14 protein-coding genes and 1 tRNA gene are annotated in these 12396 nt (G+C 37.7%); 12 read left to right on the top strand and 3 right to left on the bottom strand.

From position 1 onward, the window contains the following. The 3 genes from QME58_07660 to QME58_07650 all read left to right on the top strand — a co-directional run. On the top strand, positions 1 to 467 hold a 467-nt coding region (locus tag QME58_07660), incomplete at its 5' end, for a hypothetical protein (protein ID MDI6803707.1). Between the two features lie 68 nt (positions 468 to 535). Next, positions 536 to 1123 carry a nucleoside triphosphate pyrophosphatase gene (locus QME58_07655; protein MDI6803706.1) on the top strand — a complete coding sequence of 196 codons (588 nt, stop codon included), beginning with the start codon at positions 536 to 538 and terminating at the stop codon, positions 1121 to 1123. Positions 1124 to 1132: 9 nt separating this feature from the next. After that, complete coding sequence (locus QME58_07650; protein ID MDI6803705.1) at positions 1133 to 1537, top strand: cobalamin B12-binding domain-containing protein; 405 nt, start codon at positions 1133 to 1135, stop codon at positions 1535 to 1537. 74 nt (positions 1538 to 1611) lie between these two features. Here the strand turns inward: QME58_07650 and QME58_07645 are convergent, their stop codons facing one another. The 3 genes from QME58_07645 to QME58_07635 are packed head-to-tail and all read right to left on the bottom strand — an operon-like array spanning position 1612 to position 6071. Beyond that, on the bottom strand, positions 1612 to 3963 hold the full coding sequence (locus tag QME58_07645; GenBank protein ID MDI6803704.1) for a DNA polymerase domain-containing protein: 2352 nt from the start codon (positions 3961 to 3963) through the stop codon (positions 1612 to 1614). A 7-nt stretch (positions 3964 to 3970) separates the two neighbouring features. Continuing rightward, a complete protein-coding gene (locus QME58_07640) occupies positions 3971 to 4729 on the bottom strand; it encodes a slipin family protein (protein MDI6803703.1) in 759 nt (252 codons plus the stop codon). A gap of 22 nt (positions 4730 to 4751) precedes the next feature. Continuing rightward, positions 4752 to 6071, bottom strand: a complete 1320-nt coding sequence (locus QME58_07635; GenBank protein ID MDI6803702.1) for a nodulation protein NfeD — start codon at positions 6069 to 6071, stop codon at positions 4752 to 4754. A gap of 191 nt (positions 6072 to 6262) precedes the next feature. Between QME58_07635 and QME58_07630 the strand changes: the two genes are divergently transcribed. The 9 genes from QME58_07630 to QME58_07590 all read left to right on the top strand — a co-directional run bounded on the left by QME58_07630 (position 6263) and on the right by QME58_07590 (position 12394). Continuing rightward, a complete protein-coding gene (locus QME58_07630; protein MDI6803701.1) occupies positions 6263 to 6508 on the top strand; it encodes a 4Fe-4S binding protein in 246 nt (81 codons plus the stop codon). An 11-nt stretch (positions 6509 to 6519) separates the two neighbouring features. Then, positions 6520 to 7683, top strand: a complete 1164-nt coding sequence (locus tag QME58_07625) for a 2-oxoacid:acceptor oxidoreductase subunit alpha (protein MDI6803700.1) — start codon at positions 6520 to 6522, stop codon at positions 7681 to 7683. 16 nt (positions 7684 to 7699) lie between these two features. Further along, the gene (locus QME58_07620; GenBank protein ID MDI6803699.1) at positions 7700 to 8563 is read left to right on the top strand and encodes a 2-oxoacid:ferredoxin oxidoreductase subunit beta; all 864 of its coding nucleotides are present in this window, start codon (positions 7700 to 7702) and stop codon (positions 8561 to 8563) included. A gap of 8 nt (positions 8564 to 8571) precedes the next feature. Beyond that, the gene (locus QME58_07615) at positions 8572 to 9117 is read left to right on the top strand and encodes a 2-oxoacid:acceptor oxidoreductase family protein (protein ID MDI6803698.1); all 546 of its coding nucleotides are present in this window, start codon (positions 8572 to 8574) and stop codon (positions 9115 to 9117) included. 171 nt (positions 9118 to 9288) lie between these two features. Next, positions 9289 to 9663 (top strand): GIY-YIG nuclease family protein, encoded by a 375-nt coding sequence (locus tag QME58_07610; GenBank protein ID MDI6803697.1) that lies wholly within the window; start codon positions 9289 to 9291, stop codon positions 9661 to 9663. Beyond that, a complete protein-coding gene (locus QME58_07605; protein MDI6803696.1) occupies positions 9627 to 9893 on the top strand; it encodes a GIY-YIG nuclease family protein in 267 nt (88 codons plus the stop codon). Before QME58_07610 ends, QME58_07605 begins: the two co-directional genes overlap by 37 nt. Continuing rightward, positions 9871 to 9957, top strand: a tRNA-Ser gene (locus QME58_07600). The genes QME58_07605 and QME58_07600 overlap by 23 nt, the downstream gene beginning before the upstream one ends. A 48-nt stretch (positions 9958 to 10005) precedes the next feature. Beyond that, on the top strand, positions 10006 to 10767 hold the full coding sequence (locus QME58_07595) for a nitrilase-related carbon-nitrogen hydrolase (GenBank protein MDI6803695.1): 762 nt from the start codon (positions 10006 to 10008) through the stop codon (positions 10765 to 10767). Positions 10768 to 10921: 154 nt separating this feature from the next. Then, complete coding sequence (locus QME58_07590) at positions 10922 to 12394, top strand: oligosaccharide flippase family protein (protein MDI6803694.1); 1473 nt, start codon at positions 10922 to 10924, stop codon at positions 12392 to 12394. Positions 12395 to 12396: the final 2 nt, after the last annotated feature.

The following is a 12396-nucleotide window of genomic DNA, read 5'->3' as shown; positions in this document are numbered from 1 at the left end:
ACGATAAAATCTATAACACTAAACTTATATTTGAATTTTTGGAACTGCCCTTAAAATACATGAAAATATCGTTCACCATATTACTGCTTTCGCTAACATTTTTTGTCGCTTCTGTAAGTCAGTTTGCTAATGATAACGTAAGATTAAGAGCTTCAAGCGACGGTTCGGTCATCAAGGTAACTTGGGAGGTTGCTAGCGAAATCAATATTGAAAAATATGTGATCGAACGAAGGGCTGGAATTAGTGGAGCCTTTATACGAATCAGCACTAAATATCCCGAAGGAAAGTTTGAATACACATTCGAAGATCAAACCGCTTTTAAAACAACGGCTAACATTTACGAATATCAAGTTCGGATAATTTTTAATAATGGAAATCCTGATCATATACTAGGACCAATTTCAGTTTCCCACTCTGTTAATAGCGTCAAACGAACTTGGGGCAGTATCAAAGCAATGTTCAGATAAAAAAATTATAAAGTTTAAATTGAAACAGAGAAAGCGACATCTTATTAGTCGCTTTTTTTTTGTTAATTATGAAAGTAAAAAAGAAAATAATTTTAGCATCGGCTTCGCCGCGACGGCAAACTTTACTGCGACAGATTGGATTTGATTTTGAAGTTCGGCACAGTTCAGTTGAGGAGGTATTCGAAAAAACTAAAACACCAGAAGAAAACGTAATCCGGCTTGCAGAAGCAAAAGCTCTCGATATAGCGAAAGACATCGAACATGCATTTATCGTCGGGGCTGATACAATTGTAGTTCTGAATGGCGAGATGATGGGTAAACCCGCAGATGACGGAGACGCTTTTCGTATGCTTAAAAAATTAAGCGGACGCGAGCATAAAGTTTTTACGGGATTCGCTATCGTGGATAAACCAAGTAATAAAATTGTTTCTAACGTTGAAATTACCACGGTAAAATTCAGAGATTTAGAAGATGAAGAAATACTTGAGTATGTAAATTCGAAATCGCCCGCCGATAAAGCAGGTGCTTATGGAATTCAGGATGATTACGGAGCTGTTTTTGTTGAACGGATAAACGGTTGTTTTTATAACGTGGTTGGATTTCCGCTCACAAAATTTTATATTACTCTACAAAAATTCCAAAAAAAAATTGCATAAGGAATAATAATGGAAAGAAAAATTCGAGTTATAGTTGCGAAAGCAGGTTTAGATGGACACGACCGCGGAGCTAAAGTAATTGCTGCCGCTTTGCGCGATGCCGGTATGGAAGTAATATACACCGGTTTGCGTAAAACTCCCGAAATGATTGTCGAAGCTGCGTTGCAGGAAGATGTCGATGCAATCGGTGTCAGCATTTTAAGCGGTGCTCACATGACTATTTTCCCACGCATCAAAAAACTTTTTATGGAAAAGTCGGTGGAGAATGTGTTAATTTTTGGAGGTGGAATTATTCCCGAACAAGACATACAAGAATTGAACAAAATAGGTGTGGGTAAGTTATTTACTCCGGGTGCATCGACTGTCGAGATTGTAAACTATGTTCGTGAATGGGTCTTGAAAAATAGGGAGTAGTAAATATGACATAATGTGTTCGGTCGGGCGGGTATGTAGTTCATAAAATCTAAAATCTGCAATCACAAATACATTCAATCATTAGCAAGCCAAATCCCAACGTCCTCTGCGGATGTGTCTTTTGTGATTTCTCCATCCTCTTGTTCCTTTTCTTCACTCACCTCAATTATTTTAGATTTAACTATATTGTTCAGGTCTTCAAGTGATTCTTCGAGTGAGAAAATTAAATTAAAATCGTGTTCATCAAAAAATGGTTTGAACTTTTTAGTCTGTTCTTCCAATCGTTTCAAATAATATGATGTATTTTCATCGGGGAAATTCGGGTCCCATTTATCAGCCACTTTGCAGTTCTCATACGATGTTACGTTGGTGTCGGTGCCTGTTATGTAGTATGCGATCCTATCGCCGATTTTATATTTACTTTCCGATTTAAGGGCTAATTCATACACGGCGCTCCGGTTTCTTTTCTCTGCATCGACTTCTTTTTTGTAGCGAGATAACGATTCTTTCAAAGTTTCAATCCTCATAAAATCCTGAACCTGCCACCGACGATTAGCAATATCCTGGAAAAGATTTACATAAAAAATATGCAACCCGGTAAAGTCGTGGTTCAATATACGTTCGATGCATTGCTGGATTAAATTTATTCCGAATCGTTCAATGTTTTTTGAAATTAATGCTGAACCTTTTATCTGAATTTTATTCTCATAATCTAAAGTTGCATAGTTTTTCTTTTTATAGCTCAACATTTTTTTATATCTGCTATCAAGGATTAAATTATATTCTGGTGGAATATCATCCTTCATTCTTTGGAAAAATTTTTCTTCACCTGATTCGTCTGTAATATGCTCGGGAGGGATAAAATAAATTCCATCTGTATCAACTTCGATAATTTTTCCGCCTCTTGATTGAATTATCTCAATTACATTTTTTAAAATATCTTTCCCTGTTTCAGAAACTTTTTCCGCCTTATCGTAGTCATTAAATAGTCCGCGGTGATAGGCAAGATAACCGTAGTACGAATTGATGAGTTGTTTAAAATCCCTCTGGATATGATACAGCAATTGATTGTTTTTATCCTCTTGAAATTTATTTTTATACTCTAATCGTATTTTAGTCAATTCTTGTAAAGTTGTGTTGAAGACATTTAAAACATCTGAAGCCGGTGCAATATTTTGTTTGATAATTATTGTGGGATACATCGACTCGACGTCGGCATATAAAACCGGTCCTATTACTCCTCGCAGGAAAATATCTGTATGACCTCCCGAAATTTGTTTCTGGCTCTGTGGTTTTGGGATCGAGTATTTATGATGAACATATTCCCGTATCAGCAACATTTCAATTTTTGCCGCTGACCCTGTATCAATCAAACTATCTAACTTATACGGAAAAATTTGTACCTGTTTAAAATAATTTGGCAACAACAAGCCGGTTAGAAAACCTAATCGTTTCGCATTCTCTAAACATTCGGCGACGGGATCCGCATATTCTGCATCTGATATTGCTTCATCTGGTTGGTTCGTTATGGAAAGATAGCCAAAGAAATCGCTCACATATTTAAGATTATAACTGTGCAAAATTTTACCTGACGCATCAAAATTGTGCAATAAACTTACACTATCTACAAAATTCCGTCCGTTAATCTCATATTTTTTTGAATCCTGTTGGAAGTCCTGTTGATACAATAGATTTTCACGAACTGTTGGCGATTTATCGTCGCGCCCGATGTTGAATTCGCACTCCATAAGTTCACAACGTTTCAAAATATATGGAAGTATGTAGTTGTGCAGATAGTGTCCTTCGATTACATCCGGGTTGCGGTCTCTAATAATTTCTATTAGGAGACCAATTACTTCCTTTTCCGATTTCTCTTTTTTGCCGATTATTTTTTCCCAACCTTTGTTGTCTGTCAGTGCGATGTATAAAATTCTATCGTCTGAACGATTCGCATTGCTTAGTCTTGTTCCCGGCTTTTTAAAAGTTTCGATACTGATTTGCATTCTGTGAACATCTTCAAAGTCCATTTCTTTAAAAAATGTCCTGCCCGATTGAATCAGGAATTGAGTAATCTGATCAGGTATCAAATGAAGAAATGGAAGGTCGGTAAATGAGGAAAGATTTTTTCCGGTCTGCTGATTATGATTGTTCAGTAAATTATGTATGTAAACCCACATATCGAACCATCGGGAGAAGGCAACGATGTGTTCGAAATAATTCTTGCCTTCAAGCCGTTTTACCCAATGCCTGCGATGAAAATTTGTTAACAGATAATTTTCGGAAATTGAAAAGAAGGGAAAGAAATCGATGTCTTCAAAAGTAACCTGTTTTTCATCACGAGCATAAACCCGCATTTTGTTATCCTCAGTCGGATGGACTGCGACAATTTTCGAATGCGGGTTATGTCCGTAAAGAATATCAGTCACAAATCAATTACTTCTTTTCCTTGTGCAAAAAATTTGAAATAATATCTATCGGAACGGGGAAGATGATAGTCGAGTTTTTTTCCGAAGCGACTTCTGTCAGGGTTTGTAAGAACCGTAACTGTAAAGCTGCCGGATTTATGCTTATTATCGCTGCAGCGTCTGCTAATCTTTGACTTGCCTGGAATTCGCCCTCTGCGTGTATAATTTTAGCACGTCGTTCCCTCTCGGCTTCAGCTTGTTTTGCCATAGCCCGCTGCATCTCTTGAGGTAAATCTATATGTTTCACTTCAACGTTTGATACTTTAATACCCCAAGGTTCGGTTTGTTTATCAATTATTTTCTGCAGCTCTTGATTTATTTTATCACGCTGCGAAAGTAATTCATCCAATTCTGATTGCCCCAATATACTGCGCAGTGTTGTTTGCGATAATTGCGAAGTGGCGAATAGATAATTCTCAACTTCGACGATTGCTTTGTCGGCAAACATTACCCGGAAATATATAACCGCATTAACTTTAATAGAAACGTTGTCTTTAGTTATTACATCTTGTGGGGGAACATCCATCACAACTGTTCTTAAACTTACTTTTACCATCCTATCAATCAGGGGGATGAGTAAAATCAAGCCGGGTCCTTTAACCGCGATTAATCTTCCTAACCGGAATATTACGCCGCGTTCATACTCACGTAGTATTCGTATCGAATTTGCTAAAATAATTAACAGGAAAACAATTCCCATCATCGTTAATGTTTGAAATATTTGCATAACAAGATCCTTTCAGTTTAGTTTATACTATTTTACGAACCATTAATTTTAGATTTGAAACTTGAGCAACTTTAACTTTTGTGCCTTTGCCGATAAAACCATCCAAACTTTCTGCTTTCCAATACTCGCCGTGAACGAGAACTTGCCCATCAGGATTTAAGTCGATTAATGCTTCACCTGTTTCATCAACTAACCCGTCGATTCCGGTAGTTGGTTTTCGCATTTGGGCTTTAATGCCGAAGCTGATTGCAAACACAAAGAATGCTGTAGTCAGTATTACGGCTACTAATATTACTTGCCAGGATATTTCTATTACTTCCAATGTTGACTCCGTATCTATTAACATTATTGAACCAAGAACTAATGATATTACACCACCGATTGTTAAAAGCCCGTGGCTGATTATCTTTATTTCCAATATAAATAAAATGATTGCAAAAATTATTAACGCTAATCCCGCATAGTTAATTGGCAAAGTGTGTAATGAGTAAAAAGCCAATACCAAGCTTATCACACCAACAACACCGGGAAAAATTGAGCCGGGATTATAAAGCTCGAACATTATTCCATACATTCCAATCATCAAAAGTATGTAAGCGATGTTCGGGTCGCTCAATAAATTCAAAAATTCTTGCTGGAAATTCATTTCGATGTTTACAATTTCAGCATTTTTAGTGTTGAGTATTTTTTTGCTGCCTTGAACATCAACCTCCTTACCGTTTACTTGTTCAAGCAACTCATTTATTGTTGTCGTTATCGTATCGATTACTTTTAGATTGAGGGCTTCGGTTTCGGTGATTGATAAACTTTTACGGACAGCATCTTCAGCCCACTGAATATTCCGCGATCGCTTTTCGCTGATTGTTCTGATGAATGCAGCCGCGTCGTTCGTTGCTTTCTCATTCATAATAGAATCCTGCTGCCCTTGAAGTGCGACCGGATGTGCGGCGCCGATGTTCGTTCCGGGTGCCATCACAGCAATGTGTGCCGCAAGTGTTACAAATACTCCCGCCGAAGCCGCTTGAGAACCTGAAGGTGATACATACACAATTACCGGCAAAGGGGAGTTCAAAATATCGGTAACAATAACTCGCGTCGATTTTAAAAGTCCACCGGGTGTGTTTAGCTTGATGATTAAACATTCGGCATTTTTTTCTTTTGCTTTCTTAATACCTGAACTAATATATTCGGCGCTGGAAGGATTAATGGCACCATCAACGTTTAATACAAATACACGGTTCTCCGATTGCGGGTTGTCAGCGCGGATTTGTTTGATAAAAATGCCCGATACAAATAATACAAGACCAAAAATAAGAACGGATATTTTAATATTTTTCTCCATAAGCCTTTCTTGTTTATTCTATATAAATTATAAGTAAAAATTTAACGGATTCCAAAAATCAGAATGGTGTAAGAAAATATTTCTGACCTTGAGGAATTCAAAGAATATTTTAGTATATTTGTAGCACTTTTTACCGAATCGTTTAATTATATGTTCTACATTATTTTTTGAAAAAATTTAAAGGATAAAAAATGACTCCAACGGCTGAAAAGAAAGCTCAAGGCAATGTTGTAATTACAGTCGAACGCTGTAAGGGCTGCGGATTTTGTGTTGAATTCTGTCCGACTCATGCATTGAAACTTTCTGACCAATATAATTCGAAAGGATATCACCCCCCCGTTCTTATTTCAAAGGATTTATGCAACGGATGCGATATGTGCGGACTTTTATGTCCCGATTTTTCAATTTACGGATTTAGAATAAAGAAAAATAAATAAAGGAGATTTTTGTGAAAGCAGATCCAAAAGGTGTTTTAACAGGCGCTCACTTCCTCGATGGCGACCATGCTTGCAGCGAAGGTGCAATTTCAGCCGGCTGCCGCTTCGTTGCCGGATATCCGATTACTCCATCGACTGAAGTTGTAGAGCGAATTGCAGAACGTTTTCCGTTAGTTGGTGGTGTCTTCATCCAAATGGAAGACGAAATTGCTTCGTCGATTGCTATTTTAGGTGGAGCGTGGGGTGGAAAGAAAGTAATGACTGTAACATCGGGTCCCGGCTTTTCGCTGATGATGGAACACATCGGTTTGGCAGCAATGACCGAAACACCCTGTGTAATTGTTGACGTTCAGCGTGCCGGTCCATCTACAGGATTACCGACTCAGCCAGCTCAAGGTGATATGATGCAAGCACGATGGGGTTCACACGGCGATTACGCAATTATTGCTCTCTGTCCGAATTCACCTCAGGAATGTTACGACTTAACAATAAAAGCATTTAATCTTGCAGAACAATATCGCGTTCCCGTTTTATTAATGATGGATGAATGTGTCGGACACATGACCGAACGAGTAATTATTCCTCCCGCCGAAGAAATTGAAGTAGTACAACGAAGATTTTATAATGGTCCGAAAGAAGATTTTCTTTTATTTAAACCGGATGCTGATTTAGTCCCTCCTATGGTGAAAGCTGGTGATGGGTATCGAATACACGTTACGGGTTTAACTCACGACGAAAAAGGTTATCCGCACATGTCGCCGACGGCGCAGGTCAAGTTGATACCACGACTCGTAAATAAAATTAAATTGAACGCTGATAAAATTATTGAATACAAAGAAGACCAGGGTGAAGGCGCCGATGTTGTAGTGGTTTCGTATGGCATTACTTCGCGGGTTGCCCTTCCTGCAATCGAACAAGCACGCAAAGAAGGAATGAAAGTAGGACATCTGCGGTTAGTTGTGGCTTGGCCCTTCCCTGAAAAGAAAATTCAAGAATTAGCTACTAAAGTAAAAGCTTTAGTTGTTCCCGAACTTAATTTAGGACAGATGTTTTACGAAGTTGAACGTAATGCTTATGGTAAAGTTCCCGTTACACTTGTTCCGCATCCCGGTGGAACTGTTCATAACCCCCAGGAAATATATAACGCAATTAAAAGTAGTTTGAAAGGTGCATAAATAAATGGAAGACCAGATGTATGAAATAGAAGAAACCCTGCCTCTGAATCCCGTTGAATCGTTTTTGAGGATGGATCGGATGCCGCATATTTGGTGTCCGAGTTGTGGAATTGGGACAACTGTAAATTGTTTCGCACGGGCTTTAGAAACAAGCGGACTGGATTTGGATAAAGTTGCAATCGTATCGGGCATCGGATGCACCGGAAGAGTTGCAGGATATCTGAATTTAGATTCTTTCCACACAACTCACGGAAGGCCCATTCCATTCGCTACAGGATTGAAATTAGCAAATCCCGAATTGAAAGTTGTAGTTTACAGCGGCGACGGCGATTTGACCGCTATCGGTGGAAATCATTTTATACACGCAGCGCGGCGCAATTTGGATATGACTGTTATTTGTGTGAACAATTTTATTTATGGAATGACTGGCGGGCAGGTTGCACCCACTACACCAATTTCTGCTACTGCTACAACAGCTCCTCACGGAAATTTTGAACAGCCTTTTAATTTACCTTACCTTGCTGAATCGTGCGGCGCTGTGTATGTAGCACGCTGGACTGCTTATCACGTTCGCCATTTAACTAAATCGATAAAAGAAGCATTAGCTAAAAAAGGGTTCTCTTTCATAGAAGTTTTGGCTCCTTGCCCCACACTTTACAGTCGCCGAAATAAATTAGGAGACGGGTTAGACCAGATGATATTCTATAAAGAGCACAGTGAAATTCGTCATGACATAGATACAAAGACAGCTACTTTAGATTTCCAAAGTAAAATCGTCGTTGGAAAATTTGTGGACAAAGAGCGTCCCGATTATCTCACATTAATGAACGAACATTATCAAAAAAAGTTCGGCGATAAATATACAACATATAAAGGTTGAGAGAGAATATTATGAGAACAGAAATAAAAATTGGCGGCTTTGGTGGACAGGGTGTAATTCTTAGCGGTTATATTATTGGAAGGGCTGCTGCTATTTACGACAATAAATATTCTACTATGATTCAGGCATTCGGACCTGAAGCTCGCGGAAGCGCTTGCAGTGCTCAAGTAATAGTTGATATTGAAGTTATCGCTTACCCCTACATTACAACACCTCAAATCCTGATTGTTATGTCGCAGGAAGCATACACAAAATTTTCTCCTGAATTAGTAACGGGTGGTATTTTGATTACTGAAGAAGAATTAGTAGTACCACATAATTTAAGGAAAGATGTAGTCCATTATTCGATTCCTGCTATGCGGTTTGCTGAAGACCTTGGGAAAAAAATAGTAATTAATATTGTAATGATGGGATTCATGACAGCAGTTACAAAATTGATTGATCCCGAAGCAATGCGTAAAGCAGTTATTGCTTCAGTCCCCAAAGGAACTGAAGAATTAAACTTGAAAGCATTTGATAAAGGTTACGAATACGGATTAGATAGCACAAGATAAATGTGTAGTATTTAAATCACAATTATATGGTTTTGGATATGATGTATTATCGAGATATATTCAAAAGTATAAAATTCGGAAAGGTGCAAGAGTGGCTTTCAGCCAAAGGCTGATGCGCCTTTGGCGCAAATTGGCACGTTTCAAAGTAAAAAATTTAGATATAGGTGATTTATGTTTTCCATCTATGTGCTTTGGAGTAGTAAGATAAAAAAAAGATATATTGGTTCTACTGATAATGTTGTGCAAAGATTAAGCGAACACAACGCAGGTAGGAACAGATTTACAAAAGGTGGTATGCCTTGGATTCTGGTTTACACAGAACAGTATTCAACCAGAAGCGAAGCATATAGAAGAGAAAGATTTTTAAAAAGTGGTGTCGGTCGTACTTGGCTTGACCGTCATCTACCAGATTTACGGAAAGGTGCAAGAGTGGCTTTCAGCCAAAGGCTGATGCGCCTTTGGCGCAAATTGGCACGTTCCAAAGTAAAAAACTTAGATATAGGTGATTTATGTTTTCCATCTATGTGCTTTGGAGTAGTAAGATAAAAAAAAGATATATTGGTTCTACTGATAATGTTGAGCAAAGATTAAACGAACACAACGCAGGTAGGAACAGATTTACAAAAGGTGGTATGCCTTGGATTCTGGTTTACACAGAACAGTATTCAACCAGAAGCGAAGCATATAGAAGAGAAAGATTTTTAAAAAGTGGTGTCGGTCGTACTTGGCTTGACCGTCATCTACCAGATTTACGGAAAGGTGCAAGAGTGGCTTAATTGGCACGCCTGGAAAGCGTGTGTACCTGAAAGGGTACCGAGAGTTCGAATCTCTCCCTTTCCGCTAAACTATTACTCAGATGCTCACCTTAATTTATACGCAAAGACTTTAATGAAAATATCTCTATTTCAATATAATCCTGTCTGGGAAAATAAAGAGCTGAACAAGAAAAGAATCGATGAATTACTAAGATGTAAGTTCTCCAAATCGGATTTAATAATTTTCCCGGAAATGAGTCTTACCGGGTTTTCAATGCGCACGAAAGAATTAGCCGAGAGTTTATCCGGCGATAGCTTTCGTTTCTTTTCGAGAATTGCCCAGAATTTTCAAACCCAAGTCTTAGCTGGTTTAATCGAAAAAGATGTCGAGCATTTTTACAACACACTTGTTCACATCGATGAATCTGGCGGCTTGGTTACATCGTACCGAAAAATTCATCCGTTTTCATTCGCGGGCGAGGACAAATTTTATCAAAGGGGGGTAGCACACAAAATCACTACTGTAAAAGATTTTAAAATCGGACTTTCGATTTGCTACGACCTTAGATTTCCTGAATTGTTCCGGTTCTATGCAAAGGAAAGAGTACATTTAATTATAGTGATTGCTAACTGGCCCGTTACAAGGATCGAACATTGGAATACATTGTTGAAAGCGAGGGCTATCGAGAATCAATGTTTTGTAGCGGGTGTAAACCGGGTTGGCACCGATCCACTTGCTAAGTATAATGGCTATAGCAGTTTATACGACCCACTGGGAAACGAAATATTGTTGAATCCACACTTAGAATCGATAATCGAAGCTGAAATTTCGATTAAACAAGTTTTAGATACGCGAGCTAAATTCCCATTCCTCAACGACATCCATCTAATCTAATCCTAATTAAAATTATTTTGGGTGAGACTTTCTGCATAACAAATCCTTTAATTATAAGACCTTCACGTTTCTGTTATAAATCAAAAATTCTTTGTATATTTTTTTCAATTGATAACTTATGCTTATAAAAATTTAATTTTAAATATTCCAGCATGTGATTAAAAATAAACAAAACTTATTTTTCCTTCAGGGATATGCTTGGAATCACGCGGCAAGGGTTTTAGAATATGTGCTAATCTATTTCTTTTCGGTCTTTGTCGCAAGGTCGCTCGGTCCTCACGGAAATGGAGTATATGCAAGTATTGTTTCGATATCACAACTATTAATTGCCATATCGTCAGCCGGGATTGATCTTGCATTAAATAGGTTCTTACCACAATATACTGAATCCAATGCACACCCTAAAATCAATTACATTACACAAAGATTAATCCTAATTAAAATTTTCATTCTGTCCGCATTAGGAGCATTATTAACGCTGGGTTGGGCAGATGTTCAAACATTATTCCATTTGGATTCACCGTCGGAACAATTTCTATTTTTCATCATCGCATATGGAAGTTTAAGGTCACTTCAGTCTGCAATCTTATCTGTTTGGGTTTCACAGCTAAGGACAAAACCAATTTTTGTAATAAATACCATCGCACTTTCTATTCAAATAATTTTTATTTTCATTCTTTCAACTAATGGATTAATATTAAATGAAGTATTGCAAGTTATGCTTCTTTGCTCTACTCTATCTATGATAGCCCATTTGATTGTTGTTAGAAGATATATATTTTATGGTGGTGAAAAAGTAAATCTTCGACCGATTTTTATATTCAGCGGTTGGCTATGGTTAAATACATTGATGGAATATTTTTTAGGTAAACAAGGCGATATTGCGGTTTTAGGAATTTTTGGGATTAGCAAATCGGAAATTGGTTATTATGACATTGCACACGCACTCGCACAAATTCCCGCATTCGCATTCGGGGCGGGGTTCGCTGGAATAACAATTTCAATGTTTGCAAAATTAGCCTCCGAACAAAAAGATAAAATAAAAGAATTTTGGATAAAACTTACTTCGCTTGTATCTCAAATTAGCATTCCGCTTTTTTGTTTTTCAATAATATACGCTAAGGAAATTATAGCATTATTATATTCTAAAGAATTCATCCCAGCGGTTTCTCTTTTTCAGTTATTATTAGCTTCCCGCTTAGTAGCCCGTATTTTCGGAGGCGGCGAAAATGCGGAAGCTCTGCTATCTCTACGAGCAGAAAAATCAATTTTCCTTTTAAGTCTTTATGGTGCATTGTTAAATATAATTCTAAATATCTTACTAATTTCAAAATTCGGTGTGCTGGGTGTGGCAATCGCAACCAGTGCGGTTATCATCCTCGTTAATTTTGGTTCGTGGTTATTGCTATATAAGCGTATACGAACACCTCTTCAAATCATAAACTGGCTGTTTACCACGATTATCGGGTTTTTGCCTACGATAGTTTGCAAGATGATTTTTATTTCCCCAACAATGAATCAATTGATTCTGATTATAATCTTTTGTATAATCTTTTGGTTTTTTGGTATCTGGATGATTAGACGACTATTATTTCGCAACGCGAACATATTTAACTTAACTGATTAATA

The organism is Bacteroidota bacterium (assembly GCA_030017895.1).
Lineage (GTDB): Bacteria > Bacteroidota > Ignavibacteria > UBA10030 > BY39 > JASEGV01.
This window is presented reverse-complemented; position numbering and strand designations above follow the sequence as displayed.

Excerpts from the sequence above, each read along its gene's own strand:
- QME58_07610 (MDI6803697.1), top strand. The coding sequence starts at position 9,289 with ATGTTTTCCATCTATGTGCTTTGGAGTAGTAAGATAAAAAAAAGATAT.
- QME58_07655 (MDI6803706.1), top strand. The coding sequence starts at position 536 with ATGAAAGTAAAAAAGAAAATAATTTTAGCATCGGCTTCGCCGCGACGG.
- QME58_07635 (MDI6803702.1), bottom strand. The coding sequence starts at position 6,071 with ATGGAGAAAAATATTAAAATATCCGTTCTTATTTTTGGTCTTGTATTA.
- QME58_07595 (MDI6803695.1), top strand. The coding sequence starts at position 10,006 with ATGAAAATATCTCTATTTCAATATAATCCTGTCTGGGAAAATAAAGAG.
- QME58_07640 (MDI6803703.1), bottom strand. The coding sequence starts at position 4,729 with ATGCAAATATTTCAAACATTAACGATGATGGGAATTGTTTTCCTGTTA.
- QME58_07650 (MDI6803705.1), top strand. The coding sequence starts at position 1,133 with ATGGAAAGAAAAATTCGAGTTATAGTTGCGAAAGCAGGTTTAGATGGA.
- QME58_07620 (MDI6803699.1), top strand. The coding sequence starts at position 7,700 with ATGTATGAAATAGAAGAAACCCTGCCTCTGAATCCCGTTGAATCGTTT.
- QME58_07605 (MDI6803696.1), top strand. The coding sequence starts at position 9,627 with ATGTTTTCCATCTATGTGCTTTGGAGTAGTAAGATAAAAAAAAGATAT.
- QME58_07630 (MDI6803701.1), top strand. The coding sequence starts at position 6,263 with ATGACTCCAACGGCTGAAAAGAAAGCTCAAGGCAATGTTGTAATTACA.